At 58.2% G+C, this 20,647-nt stretch carries 19 protein-coding genes and 1 pseudogene; 13 read left to right on the top strand and 7 right to left on the bottom strand.

The genetic code is table 11. The features are described 5' to 3' along the window. Nucleotides 1-10: 10 nt before the first annotated feature. Complete coding sequence (locus D3M70_RS06420) at nt 11-727, bottom strand: LrgB family protein (RefSeq protein WP_120125027.1); 717 nt, start codon at nt 725-727, stop codon at nt 11-13. After that, the gene (locus tag D3M70_RS06415) at nt 724-1,086 is read right to left on the bottom strand and encodes a CidA/LrgA family protein (RefSeq protein ID WP_120125026.1); all 363 of its coding nucleotides are present in this window, start codon (nt 1,084-1,086) and stop codon (nt 724-726) included. Before D3M70_RS06415 ends, D3M70_RS06420 begins: the two co-directional genes overlap by 4 nt. A gap of 332 nt (nt 1,087-1,418) precedes the next feature. Here D3M70_RS06415 and D3M70_RS06410 point away from each other — a divergent pair, with 332 nt between their 5' ends. The 4 genes and pseudogenes from D3M70_RS06410 (at nt 1,419) to D3M70_RS06400 (ending at nt 4,479) form a co-directional block, all read left to right on the top strand. Beyond that, nucleotides 1,419-1,874, top strand: a complete 456-nt coding sequence (locus D3M70_RS06410; protein ID WP_120125025.1) for a MaoC family dehydratase — start codon at nt 1,419-1,421, stop codon at nt 1,872-1,874. A 141-nt stretch (nt 1,875-2,015) separates the two neighbouring features. Beyond that, nucleotides 2,016-2,406 (top strand): annotated as a pseudogene (locus tag D3M70_RS32750) (peptidase C13); the annotation flags it as partial. A 1-nt stretch (nt 2,407) separates the two neighbouring features. Next, nucleotides 2,408-3,704: C13 family peptidase (locus tag D3M70_RS06405; RefSeq protein ID WP_256659734.1), on the top strand; the 1,297-nt coding region annotated here is incomplete at its 5' end. A gap of 133 nt (nt 3,705-3,837) precedes the next feature. Further along, on the top strand, nt 3,838-4,479 hold the full coding sequence (locus tag D3M70_RS06400) for an NAD(P)H-binding protein (RefSeq protein WP_120125023.1): 642 nt from the start codon (nt 3,838-3,840) through the stop codon (nt 4,477-4,479). A 112-nt stretch (nt 4,480-4,591) separates the two neighbouring features. Here D3M70_RS06400 and D3M70_RS06395 read toward each other — a convergent pair whose 3' ends face one another. The 4 genes from D3M70_RS06395 to D3M70_RS06380 form a co-directional block, all read right to left on the bottom strand. Continuing rightward, nucleotides 4,592-4,882, bottom strand: a complete 291-nt coding sequence (locus D3M70_RS06395) for a YceK/YidQ family lipoprotein (protein ID WP_120125055.1) — start codon at nt 4,880-4,882, stop codon at nt 4,592-4,594. Beyond that, nucleotides 4,875-5,504 carry a flavin prenyltransferase UbiX gene (gene ubiX / locus D3M70_RS06390; RefSeq protein ID WP_120125022.1) on the bottom strand — a complete coding sequence of 210 codons (630 nt, stop codon included), beginning with the start codon at nt 5,502-5,504 and terminating at the stop codon, nt 4,875-4,877. Before ubiX ends, D3M70_RS06395 begins: the two co-directional genes overlap by 8 nt. Next, nucleotides 5,501-6,850, bottom strand: coding sequence for a UDP-N-acetylmuramate:L-alanyl-gamma-D-glutamyl-meso-diaminopimelate ligase (gene mpl, locus D3M70_RS06385; RefSeq protein WP_120125021.1), 1,350 nt, complete (start codon nt 6,848-6,850; stop codon nt 5,501-5,503). The genes ubiX and mpl overlap by 4 nt, the downstream gene beginning before the upstream one ends. Nucleotides 6,851-7,014: 164 nt before the next feature. Continuing rightward, nucleotides 7,015-8,931 (bottom strand): sigma-54-dependent Fis family transcriptional regulator, encoded by a 1,917-nt coding sequence (locus D3M70_RS06380; protein ID WP_120125020.1) that lies wholly within the window; start codon nt 8,929-8,931, stop codon nt 7,015-7,017. 311 nt (nt 8,932-9,242) lie between these two features. On the opposite strand from D3M70_RS06380, the gene D3M70_RS06375 reads away from it, so the two are divergent. The 6 genes from D3M70_RS06375 to D3M70_RS06350 all read left to right on the top strand — a co-directional run bounded on the left by D3M70_RS06375 (nt 9,243) and on the right by D3M70_RS06350 (nt 15,081). Beyond that, nucleotides 9,243-10,763, top strand: a complete 1,521-nt coding sequence (locus D3M70_RS06375) for an aldehyde dehydrogenase family protein (protein ID WP_120125054.1) — start codon at nt 9,243-9,245, stop codon at nt 10,761-10,763. A gap of 298 nt (nt 10,764-11,061) precedes the next feature. Further along, entirely contained in the window at nt 11,062-11,514 is a 453-nt protein-coding gene (locus D3M70_RS06370; protein ID WP_120125019.1) for an N-acetyltransferase, read from the top strand. Between the two features lie 262 nt (nt 11,515-11,776). Beyond that, complete coding sequence (locus D3M70_RS06365; RefSeq protein ID WP_120125018.1) at nt 11,777-12,424, top strand: DedA family protein; 648 nt, start codon at nt 11,777-11,779, stop codon at nt 12,422-12,424. Nucleotides 12,425-12,427: 3 nt separating this feature from the next. Continuing rightward, on the top strand, nt 12,428-13,228 hold the full coding sequence (locus D3M70_RS06360; RefSeq protein ID WP_120125017.1) for a zinc-dependent peptidase: 801 nt from the start codon (nt 12,428-12,430) through the stop codon (nt 13,226-13,228). Between the two features lie 153 nt (nt 13,229-13,381). Beyond that, nucleotides 13,382-13,909: an inorganic diphosphatase gene (gene ppa, locus D3M70_RS06355; RefSeq protein ID WP_120125016.1), complete on the top strand. Its 528-nt coding sequence runs from the start codon at nt 13,382-13,384 to the stop codon at nt 13,907-13,909. A 446-nt stretch (nt 13,910-14,355) separates the two neighbouring features. Next, entirely contained in the window at nt 14,356-15,081 is a 726-nt protein-coding gene (locus tag D3M70_RS06350; protein WP_120125015.1) for an XRE family transcriptional regulator, read from the top strand. A 306-nt stretch (nt 15,082-15,387) separates the two neighbouring features. Here the strand turns inward: D3M70_RS06350 and D3M70_RS06345 are convergent, their stop codons facing one another. After that, a complete protein-coding gene (locus tag D3M70_RS06345; RefSeq protein WP_120125014.1) occupies nt 15,388-16,053 on the bottom strand; it encodes a DUF6933 domain-containing protein in 666 nt (221 codons plus the stop codon). A 237-nt stretch (nt 16,054-16,290) separates the two neighbouring features. On the opposite strand from D3M70_RS06345, the gene D3M70_RS06340 reads away from it, so the two are divergent. From D3M70_RS06340 to D3M70_RS06330, 3 genes are read left to right on the top strand one after another with little or no spacing between them, the layout of a single operon-like run. Continuing rightward, on the top strand, nt 16,291-17,220 hold the full coding sequence (locus tag D3M70_RS06340; protein ID WP_256659733.1) for a hypothetical protein: 930 nt from the start codon (nt 16,291-16,293) through the stop codon (nt 17,218-17,220). A 53-nt stretch (nt 17,221-17,273) separates the two neighbouring features. Next, complete coding sequence (locus D3M70_RS06335) at nt 17,274-18,905, top strand: GTPase (protein ID WP_120125012.1); 1,632 nt, start codon at nt 17,274-17,276, stop codon at nt 18,903-18,905. Further along, entirely contained in the window at nt 18,892-20,637 is a 1,746-nt protein-coding gene (locus D3M70_RS06330; protein WP_120125011.1) for a LeoA/HP0731 family dynamin-like GTPase, read from the top strand. The genes D3M70_RS06335 and D3M70_RS06330 overlap by 14 nt, the downstream gene beginning before the upstream one ends. Nucleotides 20,638-20,647: the final 10 nt, after the last annotated feature.

The following is a 20,647-nucleotide window of genomic DNA, read 5'->3' as shown; positions in this document are numbered from 1 at the left end:
AGACCCACCCTCAAGCAACCAGAGACACCGCCAACGGCAGGAACAAGGCCGTTGCGACACCCATCAAACTCATCGCCAGCGCCGCGAAGGCACCGCATTCTTCACCTTCCTGCAAGGCCGCCGAAGTACCCACCGCGTGGGCGGTCAGCCCGAGGGCCATGCCCCTTGCTTCCGGGCTTTGCACACCTGCCAGCGTCAACAGACCGGGGCCGAATATGCCGCCAATGACGCCAGTGATCAACACGAAGACCGCAGCCAGCGCAGCCACGCCTCCAATCTGCTCTGCCACCAGCATGGCGATCGGCGACGTCACCGACTTGGGCGCCATGGTCATCAGGATCATGTGATCGGCGCCCAACACAGAGCCCAGCCCCACGCAGAGCGCCGTTGCAAACACGCCGCCAATCACCAGCGTAGTCAAGACCGGCCAGAACAACTGCCGGATACGCCGCAGATTCAGATAAAGCGGCACCGCCAGCGCCACCGTGGCAGGGCCCAGCAGAATGCTGAGAATTTCGGTGCTCTTGCGGTATTCGGCGTAATCCAGCCCGCAACTGACCAGCACGCCGATGACCACCAGCATCGACACCAGCACCGGCTGCAGAAACACCCAGCGGGTTTTCTCGTAACCGGCCAGCACCACCTGGTAGGCCCCAAGGGTGATGGCGATGCCGAACAGCGGATGATGAATCACGGCCAGCCAGGCCCCCTGCCAATCCAGACTCATGATGGCTCCCGGCGCTTGATCTGGCGGTCGATGAGTTTCTGCATCAGCCAGCCAGCAAACGTGAGCGAGATCATTAATGAAAGCACCAGCGACCCTACAATGGCCCAGAAATCATCAGCGATCTGACCGGCATAGACCATGACGCCAACCGCTGGCGGAACCAGCAACAACGGCAGGTAACGCAGCAGACTGCCGGCGGCGAGGCTGATGGGTTCGCTGACTTCGCCACGCACCATCAGATAAATCATCAACAGCACCAGCCCGATGATCGGCCCCGGCAGAACGGACAGAAACAGATGATTGAGCGCCGTTCCCACCAATTGGAACAGCACCAGCCAGGTAAGGCCTCTTAACAACATAAAAAACTCCAGCAAATTCGCGGCGACATTATAAGCATGCAGCTTCTGCGGCTATGGTTCGGTATTCGCAAGCTTTCCCTCTCTTGACCGACGCTCTGCGGCATGCTGATCTTCAAACCGGATCACATGCATCCGTAGGGGCGCGCTTGCCCGCGATAGCAATCTGTCTGCCGCCTGAATGGTGATTGAAACACCGCCTTCGCGGGCAAGCGCGCTCTTACAGGACGAAGAGCAAGCTCACGCCTACAGAGGAAGCAATAAAAGAGCCTATAGCCGCAGAACCCCGAAAAAACAAAACCGCAAGACGAAGACGATTCACAAGGAGAGTATCGATGCCGTATGTACCTGTTGCAGAGCTCAAGAGTTATGAAGGCAAGGAACTGGGAAGTTCCGACTGGCTGACCATCGACCAGGCACGCATCAATCTGTTTGCCGAAGCCACCGGCGATTTCCAGTTCATTCACGTTGACCCGGTAAAGGCCGCGCAGACGCCGTTCGGCTCCACTATTGCTCATGGTTTTCTGTCGTTGTCGTTGATCCCCAAACTCATGGAGTCGCTGCTGGTACTGCCCGAAGGGCTGAAGATGGTGGTGAACTATGGCCTGGACAGCGTGCGATTCATTCAACCGGTCAAGGTCGATTCGCGCGTTCGTCTAAAAGTTGCGCTCACCGAAGTCACCGAGAAGAAACCCGGCCAATGGCTGCTCAAAGCCACAGCGACCCTTGAGATCGAGGGTCAGGACAAGCCGGCGTTCATCGCTGAACCACTTTCCCTCGCCTTCGTGTAAACCTCATAAAACATGAAACAGTCGTAACTGACTGTTTCATGACACTTCCCGGCTGCGGCATACTCGCTGCGGCTGTGTGAGCGACTCGATACAAGTACGCGAATCCGATCACGCCGAAATACCTCATTTTCGGGATTTACCATGCGCGCGCTTGCCCCTCTGGCCCTTACCTTTCTGCTTACCGCTTGCGGTGACGGCGAATCCCTGCTGCCGCCGGACGCTCGCCTGCCTGATGGCGGCCGCTACCGTGGCGACGTGGTCAATGGCGTCCTGCAGGGCAAGGGCCGCATCGACTACCCCAATGGCAGTTGGTACGCCGGGGAGTTCAGCAACGGGCAGTGGAACGGCCAGGGCGAGTGGCACGCCAGCAACGGCGATGTCTATAAGGGTGGCTTTCAGGACGGTCTGTTCCAGGGGCAGGGCACCCTGACCACCAGCAGCGGCAGCTACGTTGGCGGCTACAAACTGGGGCGGCGCGATGGCGAAGGCACGCTCAAAGAGCATGGCATGAGCTACCGCGGCGAGTTCAAGGNAGACGGCAGCGAGTATCAAGGCGAGTTTGCCAATGGCAAACCCAACGGCGAAGGCCAACGCAGCGATGCGGCGGGCAATCAATTCAGCGGCAGGTTCGTCGACGGCCAGCTTGAGGGCACCGGCAACTTCACCAGCGCCGATGGCGATCAGTACGTGGGCGGTTTTCACAACAACCAGTTGAACGGTCGCGGGCGCTATGAAAACGCTGATGGCGATGTCTGGTCCGGGCAGTTCAAGGATGGCGCCTTCACCGGCAAGGGTGAGCTGATCGGATCAGACGGCACCAACTATCAGGGGCAGTTTCGCAACTGGCGGTTCGTTGGCGAGGGTCGCTTGAAGATGCCGGACGGCAGCCGCTATGTCGGGCAGTTCGAGAACGACAACTATCACGGGGCTGGAAGTCTCACGTCAGCCGACGGCAGTGTGCAGAGCGGCACCTGGGCCAATGGACAGCGCATACGTGACGCGACGGGCAAGGTGCTTCCCGACCCACTGGAGATAGGTTTGCTCGCTCAAGGGCCGCTGCTGGAAAAAGCCCTCGCCGCAGTGCCTGCCTCCACCCCGGCCATCGAGCTGTACAGCCTGGTCGTGGGGGGCGATGGCAAGCAGAGCGTATTCTTGCGCGAAGCGGACTACGTCAACAAACTGCTGTCCACACGATTCGGCGCCTTCGGCCAGGTTTCGCTGGTCAATCATCGCGACCACATGACTGATCGTCCAATGGCGACCCGCGAAAACATCAGCCGCGCCGTGCAGACCCTCGCTCAACGCAGCGGCCCGGAAGACCTGATCTTCATCTATCTCACCAGTCACGGCACACACGAGCATGAACTGGTGCTCGACCAGCCGCGTCTGGAGCTGTCGGATCTGCCTGCCAATGAAATGGCGGGCGTGCTGGCGCCCCTGAAGAACCGTGACAAAGTGGTCGTGATTTCGGCCTGTTATTCCGGAGGGTTCATTCCGGCGATCAAGGACGAACGCACCCTGGTGATCACCGCGTCGAGGGAGGATCGGGTGTCGTTCGGCTGTTCGGAAGAAGCGGATTTCACTTATTTCGGCGAAGCGTTGTTCGGCAAGGCGCTGGTGGAAACCGACGACCTGCTACAAGCCTTTGAAGACGCCAAGGCAATCGTCGCGCAACGGGAAACCGAGGAAAACTTCGACCCGTCCGAACCACAGATCTGGGCCCCCAAGGGCGTGATCGCACATTGGCAGAAGCTGCGCAAAAGCCAGGCGGAGCGGGCGTTGAATACCGTATCGGTCGGTAAGGGCATCAAAGCGGCGGTCGGTCATTGATTCGCCGCCCATTGCCTTTCCTGTAGCTGTACGGGTGATGAAAAATTCGTGAGTTTTGTGAAACAAGCGTCGTCCCAGCGCAGTCTGTTTCCTTAGAGCGCCTATGCTTGTGTCGTATCAAGGGAGAAAGACCATGTACTTGACGCCGCAACACATCCTGCTTGCCGGAGCGACTGGACTGACGGGCGAACACTTGCTCGATCGCTTGCTCAACGAACCCACCGTCAGCCGCGTACTGGCCCCCAGCCGCCGTCCGCTCGCCGATCACCCCCACCTGGAAAACCCGGTAGGCGACTTTACTTCGCTGCTCGCAGAGCTTGGCGGACGTGTGGATATCGCCTTCTGCTGTCTGGGCAGCACGATCAAGCAGGCCGGCTCTCAAGACGCTTTTCGCGCCGTCGACATGGACATGGTGGTGGCCTTCGGCAAGCGGGCCCGGGAGTTGGGCGCTCGGCACCTGCTGGTGATCAGCGCGGTGAATGCCGATCCTGAATCGAGCATTTTCTACAGCCGCGTCAAAGGCGAAATGGAAGAAGCGCTCAAAGACCAGAACTGGCCGCAATTGACCATCGCCCGGCCCTCACTGCTGATTGGCGAACGTCTGGATCAGCGCCTGGTGGAGCAGCTCGCTGCACCGATCGCCAAATTGATACCCGGCAAATACGGCGGCATCGAAGCGTGCCAGCTGGCCCGCGCACTCTGGCGCCTGGCGTTGGAAGAACAGGACGGGGTGCGGGTCGTGGAATCGGATGATTTGCGGCGTCTGGGGAGATAAACCGCCCATATTGGCTGGCCAGATACCCTGTAGCAGTCTGGCTTGCCGGCGGTAGCGCTTGTGCGAACGCCACCGCCGGCAAGCCGGACTGCTACGGGAGGCAACGGGGCTTCTACATCCCCCCGGACGCTTGAAATCCCACACCCAGCACCGTCAGAACCGACAACGGCAGCAGCAAGGTATCGAGCAACGCGCTGCCCGGCAGGTCGAGCATCGGATACTTCGGAGCCTCGGCACCAAAACGGTCTTTCTCGCAGCAGCCGCCCTGAATCGCATACAGATCCAGCCGAGTGCCGGAATACACCACCGGCGCGCCCGGTTGATTGGCGTCCAGTGTGCGGACAGTCGAGCAGCCGGTGGCGAGCAACAGGCCGACGGTGAGGACAAACAGCTTCTTATTCATCGGCGCCAAAATGATGCTCGCCCCAGCGCGGCAACATGTCCTGTGGGATATTCAGCAGATTGAGGACGCGCGCCACAACGAAATCGACCAGATCATCGATCGTTTGCGGCTGGTGATAGAAACCGGGCGATGCCGGAAGAATCACCGCGCCGAGGTTCGACAGCTTGAGCATGTTTTCCAGATGAATGCTGGAAAACGGCGCCTCGCGGGGCACCAGAATCAACTGACGGCGCTCCTTGAGGGTGACATCAGCGGCGCGCTCGATCAGGTTGTTGCAGGCCCCGGTAGCGATGGCCGACAACGTGCCGGTCGAGCACGGAACGACGACCATCGCCGCGGGCGAACCCGAACCCGACGCCACCGGCGACATCCAGTCTTCCTTGCCATATACACGAATCTGCCCATCGGCGGCCCCCGTGTACTCGGTCAGGAAAGCCTGCATCATCTGAGGTTTTGGTGGCAGCGTGACGTCAGTTTCCGTGGCCATGACCAACTGCGCGGCTTTGGAAATAAGGAAGTGCACTTCGCGATCTTCGCGCACCAGACAATCGAGCAGGCGAAGCCCGTATTGCGCGCCGGACGCGCCGGTCATCGCCAGCGTGATGCGTTCCGGCCCGCTCATTTCAGCGCCTCGGCCAGCTTGCCATGAAGGCCGCCGAAGCCGCCGTTGCTCATGATCACCACATGGGTGCCGGGCTGGGCCTGGCTTTTCACGCGTTCGATGATGCCTTCCAGCGAGTCGCAGACCACTGCGGGCACCGTGCACTGAGCCGCTGTGGCGCCCAGATCCCAACCCAGATTCGCCGGGGAGTACCACACCACCTGATCGGCCTGCTCCACGCTTTCCGGCAGACCGTCGCGGTGCGCGCCGAGCTTCATTGAGTTGGAGCGCGGCTCGACGATAGCAATGATCGGCGCCTCACCGACCTTCTTGCGCAGGCCATCCAGCGTGGTCGCGATGGCGGTCGGGTGGTGCGCGAAATCGTCGTAAATGGTGATGCCGCGCACTTCAGCGACTTTCTCCATGCGGCGCTTCACGCTTTTGAAGGCGCTCAAGGCTTCAACGCCCTGCTGCGGCACCACGCCGACATGTCGCGCTGCCGCGAGCGTGGCCAGTGCGTTGGCAACGTTGTGTTGCCCGGTCATTCCCCAATCGACGACACCTTGCGCAACGCCCTCGAAGATCACTTCGAACTTCGAGCCGTCTTCGCTGAGCAGCTTCGCCTGCCATTGACCGCCTTGCCCGGTGGTTTGCACCGGCGTCCAGCAACCCATTTCAATCACACGCTGCAGCGCAGGCTCGGTCGTCGGGTGGATCACCAGGCCTTCGCTCGGGATGGTGCGCACCAAATGGTGGAACTGACGTTCGATAGCCGGCAGATCGGGAAAGATATCCGCGTGATCGAACTCAAGGTTGTTGAGGATCGCGGTGCGTGGGCCGTAGTGGACGAATTTTGAGCGTTTGTCGAAGAAGGCGCTGTCGTATTCATCGGCCTCGACCACGAAAAACGGCGTGTCGCCCAAGCGTGCGGACACCGCGAAGTTCTGCGGCACGCCACCGATCAGGAAGCCCGGGCTCATGCCCGCGTGCTCCAGGACCCAGGCGAGCATGCTGCTGGTGGTGGTTTTGCCGTGAGTACCGGCAACCGCCAGCACCCAGCGACCGCGCAGCACGTGATCGGCCAGCCATTGTGGGCCGGAAACGTACGGCAGGCCTTTATTGAGAACGTATTCGACAGCGGGGTTGCCGCGGGACATGGCGTTACCGACCACCACCAGATCCGGCGCCGGATCCATGTGCGAAGGGTCGTAACCCTGCATCAGCTCGATGCCCTGCGCCTGAAGCTGCGTGCTCATCGGCGGATAGACGTTGGCATCGGAGCCAGTGACTTTGTGGCCCAGATCCTTGGCGAGAACCGCCAGCGAACCCATGAACGTGCCGCAGATACCCAGAATATGAATGTGCATGACCGACCTCTTAAAACATTGGCGCAGGTTAGCTTAGAAGGAGGGCAATGCGAAGCGCGGACAATTGTAGGAGCGCGCTTGCCCGCGATTACGGTGGGTCAGGCATATTTTGGTCACAGAAAGGTTGCAATCGCGGGCAAGCGCGCTCCTACATCGGGTATTCGTTATCTACTGATCCCATGCTTGCGCAGCTTTCTATAAAGGGTATTGCGGCTGACCCCCAGCTCTTTCGCCGCATGGGTCATGTGCCAGCGCTGGGCCTCGAGGGTCGCGAGCAATGCCGAGCGTTCTGCGTCATCCAGCGGCGAATCGGTTTGCTCAGCGGTGGTCGGCGTCTGAAGGCTGCCGTGACGAACCAACGACGGCAAATCGGCGAGAACGATCTGATTGTCCTCACACAACGCCGCCAGGGTTCTCAGAACATTACGCATCTGTCGCACATTGCCAGGCCAATGGAAATCCAGCAGCGCCAGCCGTGCCTCGGCATCGAGGACGACCGGATGTCCTCCCGCCTCCTCTTCCAGAAGAAAATCCAGCAACTGAGACTTGTCGCTTCGCTCGCGCAACGGCGGCAGCGCGATTTCCAGGCCATTGAGGCGATAGTAGAGGTCCTCCCGAAAACTGCCATCCTCCACACGTCCCAACAAATGCCGGTGCGTCGCGCTGATGATTCGTACGTCCACAGGCTGCGGCTCACCCCCGATCGGCACCACCAGCCGGTCTTCCAGCACCCGCAACAACCGCGTTTGCAACGCCACCGGCATGTCGCCTATTTCATCGAGAAACAACGTTCCGCCGTCGGCCTGCTGCAACTTGCCCCGCATGCCTTCCTTGCGTGCACCGGTGAAGCTGCCGCCGCGATAGCCGAACAACTCACTCTCGATCAGGCTCTCGGGAATCGCCGCACAGTTCAGTGCCACGAACGGTTTTTCTGCTCGCTGGCTAGCGTGATGCACAGCCTTGGCGAACGCTTCCTTACCGGAGCCGGTCTCACCGTTGATCAACAACGGCACATCGCGCTCGAAGACCTTCACCGCACGGCGCAAGGCAGATTGCAGCGAAGGATCGCCCAGGCAGATCCCGCTTGGCGCAGGCTTCGACACAGGTTTGCTGACAATTGGAGCAGGAAGGATTTTCAGCGCAGGACGCGTCTGCCCACGCAGCAGTGCGAAGAATCCTCGCCCGTCCCGGGTCCGCAGTGGCCAACTTGTGGCCGCGTCCGGGGACGCCCGGCCCATCAACTCATCGAGCGAGCAATCGAACAACGCCTCGACCGGCTGTCCGATCACATCTGCCCGGCCAAGGCTCAGCAGATTCAGCGCACTCTGGTTGAGGGCACGAACCCGCCCTTCCCCGTCAAACGCCAGCAATCCTTCGCTGAACAGCCCCACCGACCCTGCCTGAAGATGAAAACGCAGCAGCCACTGATCATCGAAATGGCGCAGAAAGTAGCTGCTTTCGATCATCTTTGCCGAAAGATTGACCAGCGCCATGGTGTGAAACTGGCTCTGCCGCGAGACGTCATGCCGCGCGGAGGAAACATCGAGCACCGCAAGCAGGTCGCCGTGAGGGTCGAACACGGGACTGGCCGAACACGTCAGCCCGGTGTGACGCCCTCGAAAATGCTCGTCACGATGAATGGTCACCGACTGGCGCTCCACCAGACAGGTGCCGATGCCGTTGGTGCCTTCCCGCGCCTCGCTCCAGTCAGCACCCAGCCACAACCCGGCACGCTCGAAAATCCTGCGTTCGCCGGGCTCGGTCACGCAGTTGAGGATCACGCCACGCGCGTCGGTCAACAGCACCGCGTTCCCGCCCGAGAGTTGCTGATGCAGGCTGTTCATCTCGCCACCGGCAATGGTCAGCACCTGCTGCAGGCGCTCGCGGCTTTCCAGCACGCGGGCATGTTCCAGCACAGTGGGCGCGACCGCCTGGGCGGGGTCAAGGTGATAGTCCTCCAGGCATCGCAACCATGAGCGGGCAATCGAGGGGTCGGCGCCGGGGCCGTATTGATGATGAGCCTTGCCCTGGGCAACGGTCAGGACTTGCTGGGCATGTCGAGCGAACGGATTGCTGTGCATTTTTATTGTTCTTCCAAGGTTTGCTCCCGGGGAGTTGCCGACCAGCATCCTCCTCGATTCTGTGCATTGCAATGATTCCAAAGCCGCAAGCCGGTCGCCTGTCCCACATTCGATACAAACTGTCACCCTCGCCGTCCCGAGGCTGGCACAAGGACACCCGCCAGGCGTCCGTTTCCCAGCCAAACCCCTTATAAACCGGGCGCTACACGGCAATGGCCCGCGCTTTGCTCTACGCTTTCATCAAGCGTCGTTACATCAAGTGCAGCAGCGCGTTATCCCCACACAATCACAAGAGCAAGGAGATATTCACCATGCGTTATGCCCATCCCGGTACTGAAGGCTCGATCGTCACCTTCAAGACCCAATACGGCAACTACATCGGTGGCGAGTTCGTGCCGCCGGTCAAAGGCCAGTATTTTGAAAACACCTCGCCGATCACCGGCAAGCTGATCGCCGAATTCCCTCGCTCCACTGCCGAAGACATCGATAAAGCCCTGGATGCCGCCCACGCCGCTGCCGATGCGTGGGGCAAGACTTCCGTTCAGGAACGCTCGCTGACCCTGCTGAAGATCGCCGACCGCATCGAGCAGAACCTCGAACTGCTCGCCGTCACCGAGACCTGGGACAACGGCAAGGCCGTACGCGAAACCCTCAACGCCGACATCCCGCTGGCTGTTGACCACTTCCGCTATTTCGCAGGCGTGCTGCGTGCTCAGGAAGGCACTGCAGCCGAGATTGATGGCAACACCGTGGCGTATCACATTCACGAACCGCTGGGCGTGGTCGGCCAGATCATTCCGTGGAACTTCCCGCTGCTGATGGCCGCGTGGAAACTCGCCCCTGCACTGGCAGCCGGTAACTGCATCGTGCTTAAACCTGCCGAACAAACACCGCTGGGCATTAGTGTGCTGATGGAACTGATCGGCGATCTGCTGCCCAAAGGCGTGCTGAACGTGGTGCAAGGTTATGGCCGCGAAGCCGGTGAAGCGCTGGCCAGCAGCAAGCGCATCGCCAAGATTGCGTTCACAGGCTCCACGCCGGTGGGGTCGCACATCATGAAACTGGCTGCCGACAGCATCATTCCGTCGACGGTCGAGCTGGGCGGCAAGTCGCCGAACATCTACTTCGAAGACGTGATGAGCGCCGAGCCCGAGTTCATCGACAAGGCCGCAGAAGGCGTGGTGCTGGCGTTCTTCAACCAGGGCGAAGTCTGCACCTGCCCGTCGCGCTGCCTGGTTCAGGAGTCGATCTATCCGCAGTTCATGGAAGTGGTGATGCAGAAGGTCCTGAAAATCAAACGCGGTGACCCGCTCGACACCGACACCATGGTCGGCGCTCAGGCGTCGCAGCAGCAATTCGACAAGATTCTTTCGTACCTCGACATCGCCCAGGGCGAAGGCGCCGAGCTGTTGACCGGTGGCAAGGTCGAGAAAATGGAAGGCTCGCTGGCGACTGGTTACTACATCCAGCCGACGCTGCTCAAAGGCAACAACAAGATGCGCGTGTTCCAGGAAGAAATCTTTGGCCCGGTGGTCAGCGTCACCACCTTCAAAGATGAAGCCGAAGCCGTCGCCATCGCCAACGACACCGAATTCGGTCTGGGCGCAGGTGTGTGGACCCGCGACATCAACCGTGCCTACCGCGTGGGACGCGCGATCAAGGCCGGTCGTGTGTGGACCAACTGCTACCACCTGTACCCGGCGCACGCTGCGTTCGGCGGCTACAAGAAATCCGGCGTCGGCCGCGAAACCCACAAGGTGGCGCTCGAGCACTACCAACAGACCAAAAACCTGCTGGTGAGCTACGACATCAACCCGCTGGGTTTCTTCTGATTCAGCGTTAGCCCGCAAAGATGACGGCCTCTTCGGAGGCCGTTTTTATTTCAGAAGCTAAAGCACGGCCCCTGTAGCAGTCCCGCTTGCCGGCGGTGGCGTCCTTGCTATCGCTACCGCCGGCAAGCCGGACTGCTACAGAGGGCAATGCATAGGGGTCATCAGTTCCTGTCAGCCGCAGCACCGCCACTTTGGATTGCGCTTTCTAAACCGCTTAGGCACAGTCAGAACCGTCTGTCCCCGTGCCAGGCGCGTCCTCCCCCGTTCATGAATTGCACAATGAAGCTGAGGCCCAACCATGCGGATCATCCAAGCGACTCTGGAGCACCTGGACCTGTTGACCCCTCTGTTCGTCAAATACCGCGAATTTTATGGCGAGCTGCCCTTCCCCGATTCCTCCCGCGCCTTTCTCGAAAAACGCCTGCGCCGCGACGAATCGGTCATTTATCTGGCCCTGCATGACGACGATGACAGCAAGTTGCTCGGTTTCTGTCAGCTGTATCCAAGCTATTCCTCGCTCTCGCTCAAGCGCGTGTGGATCCTCAACGACATCTACGTCGCCGAAGACGCCCGCCGCCAACTGGTCGCCGATCACCTGATCCAGAAAGCCAAGAAGATGGCCCGGGAAACCCAGGCCGTGCGCATGCGCGTCTCCACCAGCGCCAACAACGACGTCGCGCAGAAGGTTTACGAGTCGATCGGTTTTCGTGAAGACACCCAGTTCAAGAACTATGTGTTGCCGATAAATTAAGGAAATTGCGCCGGTCTCAGGCGTAGGAGCGCGCTTGCCCGCGATGGCGCCGGGTCGATCAACATCTGCGTTGCGGGCACGCCGCAATCGCGGGCAAGCGCTCTCCTACAATGGGTCTGCCGCTCCATCACTACCAAATGTTTCTATCGCGACATGGCTCTGAGCAACATCCTGTTTCTTCCCTCTATAATGCGGCCCACATCGGCCTTACTTATCGACCCCGCGCATGACCCCGTCCGGGTCTCTCAACCAGGTGCCGTACATGGATTTCAACCCGCTTGACCTGATTCTTCACCTCGACGTCTACCTCGACATGCTGGTGACCAACTACGGCACCTGGGTCTACGCCATTCTCTTTCTGGTCATTTTCTGCGAAACCGGTCTGGTGGTGATGCCGTTCCTGCCGGGCGATTCCCTGTTGTTCATCGCCGGTGCCGTTGCTGCGGGCGGCGCCATGGACCCTGTGCTGCTGGGCTGTCTGCTGATGGCGGCGGCGATTCTGGGCGACAGCACCAACTACGTGATTGGCCGAACGGTCGGCGACAAGCTGTTCAAGAACCCCGACTCGAAAATCTTCCGCCGCGACTACCTGAGCAAAACCCACGAATTCTACGAACGCCATGGCGGCAAGACCGTGACCCTGGCGCGCTTCCTGCCGATCATCCGCACCTTTGCCCCCTTTGTGGCCGGGCTGGGCAAGATGCCGTACCTGCGTTTCCTGGGCTTCAGCGTATTGGGCTCGATCCTCTGGGTCGGTGGTCTGGTGACCCTGGGCTACTTCTTCGGCAATATCCCGTTCATCAAGAAGAACCTGACCCTGCTGGTACTGGCGATCATTCTGCTGTCACTACTGCCGATGATCATCGGCCTGGTCCGCAGCCGCATGGGCCGTTCCGCCGAAGCGCGCTGATTCATGGGATGGTCGCTGCGCGGCTGGCTCAACCGCCGCACACTGGCGCGCAACCCCGTCGACCCGCAGCTGTGGGAACGGGTGCGCCAGCGACTGCCGATCCTCGACGGTTTGAGTGCCGACGAGGATCGCCACCTGCTCGACAGCTGCGTGCTGTTTCTGCAAGCCAAACACCTCACCGCGCTGGAAGGCGTCAACCTCGACGATGAGTCCCGGCTGTTCCTCGCCGCGCAGGCTCAACTGCCCCTGTTGGCGCTGGACGACCTGAACTGGTATCAGGGATTTCACGAAATCATCCTGTACGGCGATGACTTCATCAGCCCGCAAAAACACCGCGATGCCAACGGCATCGAGCACGAGTGGGACGGTGAACACAGCGGCGAAGCCTGGTCGCAAGGTCCGGTCATCCTCGCCTGGCCGGGCGTGTTGTCGAGCGGCGGGTGGGAAGCCTACAACCTGGTCATCCATGAACTGGCGCACAAGCTGGACATGCTCAACGGCGACGCCAACGGCCACCCACCGCTGCACAACAACATGCGCGTCAGTGACTGGGCGAGCGTGATGCAAAGCGCCTATGACGACCTCAACCGTCAACTGGACGCCGATCCCGATGCGCAAACTGCCATCGATCCTTACGCCGCCGAGAACCCCGCCGAGTTTTTCGCCGTGACCAGCGAATACTTCTTCAGCGCCCCGGATCTGCTGGTCGAGGCGTATCCAGAGGTCTATCGACAGTTGCAGGCTTTCTATCGCCAGGACCCATTGGCGCGCCTGACGGCACTTCAGGCCGGCACTTTAGGCTAAGACGCCGGTCTATCATGCTTCTGCCAACGTCCATGGCCGATCGGCGCACGTGGTAACCGGTACCAAATATGCCTATAATCCGGCCCACTTTTGGCGTCGCACATGGGTGTTGCACGCCAGATTCTGAATGGTCAACCAAGGGGGCAAAGCCCAATGAGCTACAGCAAGATTCCGGCCGGCAAAGACCTGCCGAATGACATCTACGTCGCAATCGAGATCCCGGCCAACCACGCGCCGATCAAGTACGAAATCGACAAAGAAAGCGACTGCCTGTTCGTTGACCGTTTCATGGCCACCCCGATGTTCTACCCGGCCAACTACGGTTACATCCCGAACACCCTGGCTGACGACGGCGACCCCCTCGACGTGCTGGTCGTGACCCCTTACCCGGTTGCCCCAGGTTCGGTCATCCGCGCCCGTCCAGTCGGCATCCTGAACATGACCGACGACGGCGGCGGCGATGCCAAAGTCATCGCAGTCCCACACGACAAGCTGTCCCAGCTGTACGTCGACGTGAAGGAATACACCGACCTGCCACCGCTGCTGATCCAGCAGATCGAGCACTTCTTTGCTAACTACAAAGACCTCGAAAAAGGCAAATGGGTGAAGATCGAAGGCTGGGCCGGCGCAGACGCCGCTCGCGAAGCCATCACCAAATCGGTCGCTGCCTACAAAGGCTGATTCGATTCGCACCCTTCAGAACGCTCGTCTTGAGCGTTCTGAAGGGCTGCTCCCCGCCCTGCACTCCCCCTGATACTCCCTCGCCAACCATCACCGCAGCTTTTTTCGGCACTTAATAAGCGCCAGACGTTTAAATATTTTTCAACGCAAACACTCTGTTTAACCCATTAAAGTCCGTTTCTCTTTCTGACAACAAACGGTGTGCCTCCTCGTTAGTTAAACTTTCCCCGACCGCCCTGAATAGCGGCTTCAATCAAGATCAGCCCGTATTTCTGCCACTTGCAAAGCACTACGGCACTGTTGATTCAAAACAAAACAATTGAAGAATCGGCCTACATGCACTGTCTGCCGCTGTAATACAAACCCACAAACGCAACATTGACACTCCACTCATTTGAACACTTCGTTCATTTAAACAAACTTGAACCTTCCGTAAAATTCGACCCATGAATACATCAGGTGATCGACTACGCATCCTTCTGCGGGAGTGCCATCTCTCCGCGACAGACTTCGCCGCCAATCGCAAGGTGACGCCGCAACACGTGAACAACTGGTTCAAACGCGGCATCCCCATGGCGCGCATGGAGGAAGTCGCCGAACTGCTGAGCGTCAACGTGCGTTGGCTGCGCAGTGGCGACGGCCCGAAACACCCCGGAGAAGGCCGCTACAGACCCGCCATGAACGGCCTGTCAAACCCACGCCCCGAACGCATCAACGGGCGCGACGAACTGGACATGCCCGTCTACACCGAACTGCAAACCCAGAGCCCCGGCCGCAGCGCCGTGAGCGAAATCCCCAACCACAAAGTCCGGCTAGCCCGGCGCGTGCTAGAAGCTATGGACGTCGAACAACACAACGCCATCTGCGTCGCCATGGTCGGCAACAGCATGGCCGACAAGATTCAGGACGGCTCGCTCATCGGCGTAGACCGCGGCCGCACCCACGTCATCGACGGCGAAATGTACGCCCTCGAACACGACGGCATGCTGCGCGTGAAATACCTCTACCGCCTTCCCGGCGGCGCCCTGCGCCTGCGCAGCCACAACGCCACCGAATACCCGGACGAAATCTTCACCGCCGAACAGATCCACGAACAGAACATCCACATCCTCGGCTGGATCTTCTGGTGGTCCACCCTCAACAACCGCCGCCACCCTGCGACAATGCCTTGATCCAAAAGGAAAAGGACAAATGGCAGCGGATCAAGGGTGGGCAGATGCGGCAAACATGAGTATCCTGCACGCCTTCGTTTCAACACCCATCGGCTACCCGCTGGTGGGTGACAGACCTGGCGATCGCCCAAGGCCCCGCCTGGTTTACCTCACAAGCGCCTCTTCGTAGCGCGCACTTTTGCGGATGGGTGCGGATAGCCAAAAACTAACCAAACCTGTCACCGAGAAGCCGGCCACAAGCCGGCTTTTTAATCCTTTATGTAGGTATCCAGAGGTCTTGAATCGCTGAACTCCGGAGCTATTAAATCAAGCCCGCCTCGCCTGTCTGTAAAGGCTCTTCACTTCATCAGACGAAAGCGCCCCTCCCAAAACCGGATAAACCCGCAGAAGCATTTCCTCATCCGGATGGAAGTAATCGCCCTTGCCAGCGATCTGGCGTAGGTGCCGATTGATGCGCTCGTCGAAAGCGATCAAATCTTGCGCCTCAACCGGCAAACCTTGCCCTTTTTCAAAAGCGTAGAAGTCCGCGATTTCCAGCACTTGGTTGATATGCCCTTGCACGCTGCGATCATTTCGTTTGAAGAAGTACGCAGGCGACAGGCTCTCCCCCCACGATATGAGATGCCGCTGACGGTCAGGCTGAGGCGGCAGCGGAACTTGGGTATTGAGTGCGAGTGCCAGGATTTCAGCCTGATAGCGGCCGCAGAACTGCTCCAGAAATCCTTTGACGTCCCCGGGCTTCAGCTTGGCGAACATCATGGCGAAGCGCGTGTCGATCTGGGCGGCGACCAATACATTGGTTCGTCCGAATTTCACACAGTGCAGTTGCCAACGATCAACTGCTGGCCAGACAGCGCTTCCATTTTCAAGCGCCTCAGCCGCGGACGCGGGTTCAACATAGCTGATGCGTTTGCCTTTGACCTTGCTGGAAAAAAAGTCGCAGGCGGCTTGGGTGCAGTCGAAGATCAACATGGGGAAGCCGGGTATCCGTGAGATGCATGGGAGACTGACACAAACGCCGCCGAGAAATCCAATGGGAGCCGTATCCGGCGTAACGTTTGCTGCACAGAACAGGACGGACCTTTCATTCGATAACGTACGACGATGCTCAGCTCGCTTGGCGCCCGTTATGAGGAGTTTGCCTATGCGACAAACGTGTCTGCGCGGGCCACGATTTAGAGCACCTGACTTGACAGCCATGATGGCAAAATGCGATTTACGACTATTCGAATGTGTGCAGTCAGAAATCAATTAGGGATAGATATGAGTAAGGCTCAGGACTTCTCCAAGTTGTACGCCAGAGTGGCCAGCGATATCGCCACCGCGCTGGATGACGTGTCCAGACTGGATGTGAGCAATGACAAAGGCAACGCTCACCTCGCCAACGTCAAGGAAAAGCTCGGCGAGATGAAGGCCCGCTTCGATGGTGAGATCTCATATCTTGAGAAGCATGCTGAATGGGATAACTTCACTATCGCGTTCTTCGGCGAAACGAACGCTGGAAAGAGCACTATCATCGAAAGCCTGCGCATTCTTTTCCAAGAGAAGAAACGCCAAGCGCTCATCGAGAAAAATCAGGCTTCTGCCTCCGACATCCGCGAAGTGTTTTCCGAGAAGAGTGACGCGCTGATCGATGAACTGAGTACGCGATATGTCAGTTTTTGTGAGGACATTGCGACCTTGGGAGACGATATCGGCGCACTGGTCAATCAAACCCAACGTGACCTGCAACGTACCCGGCAACAACTCGATAGCACGCAGCAGGAGTACAACTACTGTAAGGATCGGCTAAGCCATGCATCGGGTGAGCTGGAAAACGCGCGCCATTCGCTCGCGAGCGCGGAATCACGCCTTGGCGACACCCAGAAAAACCTCACGCAAGCACAGGCAGAGTTGCAGCAATCGGCTGAACAACTGCAAACCTTGCGTAACGGTTTCTTGATCAGCCAGCAACAGTTGGCGGAACAGAGCGCGCAGTTTCAGGCGTGTCAGTCGCAATTGGTGGAAAGCCAGAGTCAGGCCGAGCAGATGCGAACGTCGCTTGAACGTCAGGCAAAAGTGAAGTTATGGGTTGGGCTGGTGGCGGGCGCGGCTATTGGCGCCATCGCAGGTGCACTGGGTTGTGCACACCTGCTGTGAGCCGATGGCGCTTCTTTTAGCACCTTTCCTCCTAGTCAAACCGAGACCCACCTATGCGCGAACAGCATTCACTGAGCGAGTTGGTCAGCGAGAGGTTGCCGACCCTGCTGAAACAACAAAAAGAACTGGAACATCATCAACGCACGGCGCAACAGGTCGACGGGGCAATCGTCGGGACCGGCCGGGCGGACTTCACCCAAGACAACGTGATTTACGAGTTCAACCATCAGGGGAAGAACTTTCATCTGATCGATGTACCGGGTATCGAAGGTAATGAATCGAAGTATGAAGCAATGGTTCAGGCTGCCATCGCCAAGGCGCATCTGGTTTTCTATGTCAATGGCACCAACAAAAAGCCCGAGGCGGAAACCGCTCAGAAAATCAAGCACTACCTCAACCGCGACGCCAAGGTCTACGCCATCTGCAATCTGCGGGGCAAAGCAGACTCGTACGAGTTCGAGACGGATCGTGAATCACTTGAGCGAACACACAAAGACGCTGTCGCCACCCGGGAGCAAACCCGTGGTGTACTTGAGGACATTCTGGGGCCGGAATTGGTCAGCGGTTGTCAGAGTCTACAAGGATTGCTGGGGTTCACTGGCGTGGCTTTCGATGAGCGTGGCCTGACCAGCATCCACCCAAGCCGAGCCGACTTGCTGAAGTCGCAAAGAAGCTACAAGCAGGACTTTGTCAGCCAGACAGCGATGCGCGAGTTCAGTCAACTGGATCAGCTCCACCAAGTCATCGGGAACGGCTGCGCAAATTTTGAAGTAGACATCGTAGAAAGTAACAAGCGCAAAGTGCTGCGCCTCCTGCAAGACACACTCAATGACCTGAAGCAGCAACGAGATGAGCACACGGTTTTCTCAGATAAGATAGATGCCGAAATTGCGGAGTGTCAGAAGTCTATTCGTAGCAGCTTCGAAGAGCTAAAGAGCAACTTCACCAAGCAGCGAAATAACGCACTTGATCAATTCTTCAACGATTTGACTGATGCGGCACGTGAAGCGGTGGAAGAGCATTTCACCGACAAGGATGATGTAGAACGGGCGATCCAGGAGTTCATAGTTACGGGTCAGGCTCAGCTTGCGGATCGCGTGGAGCAAAGTCAGCAGCGGCTGTTTAATCAATTGTCGGAAAGTATTGAGCGCGCCCTTAAGCGCCTTCAGGAAAACGCCGAGCGAGTGAGTTTTCAACAGCGGTTGAGCCAGGCAGCCAACAGTTCAATTTCATTTTCCAGCGCAATGGAGGCTATCAGTTTCAATTTCTCCGATGTGGGCGGTTTGCTGCTCAGCGTCGGCGGATACGCCATGAGTGGTTTTGCCATCGGTTCTGTGATTCCCGGGGTCGGCAACATAATCGGAGCTGTCGTGGGGAGTGTCATCGGGCTGCTTGCGGCGGGGTTGAGTTACTTTTTCGGTGGACGCAACAAAAAAATCGCCGAGGCTCAAAGCAAGGTGACGGAGGCGATCAAGGCCGAGCGCCTAAAGAGCAAGAAGTCGTTTGAAGACGATACGCGGTCGATGCTTGCCAAAATCAGCGAGCAGATCGAGGGCTCAACGTTAAGCCAACTGGACGATGAGCGCCGCAACATGCGGGAAGTGAGTGCTCTTTTCGACGACAAAATTGCCTCTATTCAGGCACTCAGAAACCAAGTGGAAGCCAAGCCTTATGGAACAATTTAAGCAATTCAACGCCAGCAAGTCCGAAGTCATCAAGTCACTGGACAACCTAAACACACTTGTCGAATCGCTTGAAAGACTGGGGCTGGACGTTTCCCAAGACATCACGAAGATCAAAAAAGCCATTGGCGACGTTGAATCGGACGCGCTACGGATTGCCCTGCTCGGTGCATTCTCTGACGGTAAGACCAGTGTGGTGGCCGGATGGCTCGGCCAGGTCATGAAAGACATGAAGATCGACACCAACGAATCTTCGGATGCACTGGCCATCTACCGGCCTGACAACCTCCAGGACAAATGCGAAATCGTCGACACCCCCGGGCTGTTTGGTGACAAGGAAAAAACCATCGATGGCGGTGCGCTCGTGCAATACGGAGACATCACCAAGAATTATATTTCCGAAGCGCATCTCATCTTTTATGTCGTCGACGCCACCAACCCCCTCAAAGAGAGCCATCAGGATATCGTTCGATGGGTCCTGCGTGACCTCAACAAACTGAGCTCCACCATTTTCGTCATCAACAAAATGGACGAGGTCGCGGATCTGCGCGATGCAGAAGAGTTTGCAGAGCAGAGCAGCATCAAGAAAAACAACCTGCTCGATAAGTTGCAGCGTTTTGTAGACCTGACCCCAACTGAGCGCCAGGCGATCAACGTCGTTTGCGTCGCCTCCAATCCGAACAGTCGAGGACTTGAGTTCTGGCTGGAGCAAAAAGATCTCTATGACCAGCGTTCAAGAATCAGCGAGCTCAAACAGATCACTCAGCAGGTCCTCGATGGCAGCGGGCGTGAAACTCTGATCCGAAAGACAGGCATCGATGTCGTACGCGACGTGTTGTCCAAAAAGATCGCGGTCGCTCAAGACGAGCTGATCAAGTTCAAGTTGCTGGCCGATAACCAGGCCCGTGACTCGGCGCGTATCACAGAAGACATCGATGAAGGGAAACGCAAGATCATCGCCACCGTCGGGGATCTTTACCAAGAACTGAACAACATGGAAAAGGATCTGCTTAACAGCATCCGTACCTTGCCACGGGACCAGGTTCACGGTTTTCTTGAGGCTGAGATCGGGTACTCGAAAACAGACATTGGAGAAAAGCTGCGTTTTCGTATCAATCACCTGTTCAGCACAGCGTTTAATCAGTCCTCGTCGATCATGAATGGCATTAGCGCGAGCATCGAACATCAACTCGACATCTCGTCCGATTTTGCAGACAGCATTACTGCTTCAGCGCTGTCAGCGTCGAGCAAGGCGCTGGGTGCTGTGTCCAAAATCCCGGTGGAAAGCATCAAGAGCGGCGTATTCCTGGCCCGGGAAACGCTGAAAAATCTTACTGGCTACGTTTACAAGTTCAAGCCATGGGAAGCCACCAAACTGGCAGCCAATATCAGTAAATGGGCAGGTCCCATCGGTGCTGGCATTCAGGTGCTAACCGATGTCATCGCCGTGGCCCAACAGCAGCGCGCAGAAAATGAGCTCAAGGCGCTGCAAGGTGATTTGGCTGAAGTAGTGAAAAGCCACTTCGCCGAGCCAATGAAAATCCTGATGGATCAGGAAAAAGTTCTAGACACTTTTGCTCCGCAAATCAGGATTTTCGAAAAAATTCTGCTGGAGCAACAGGAAAATCTTCAAAGACTGAGTACGCGAGGCCAGCAGCTGTCTGAACTGGACGCGCACCTGCGCCAAGCGTTTGGTGAGCAATCAGTGATCGAGGGCGAATACAAAGTGGTCTGATCCGTGCCAG

This window comes from Pseudomonas sp. LS-2 (assembly GCF_003605735.1).
Classification (GTDB): Bacteria; Pseudomonadota; Gammaproteobacteria; order Pseudomonadales; family Pseudomonadaceae; genus Aquipseudomonas.
Note: the sequence above shows the minus strand (reverse complement) of the source record. Positions and strands in the feature narration are given on the sequence as shown.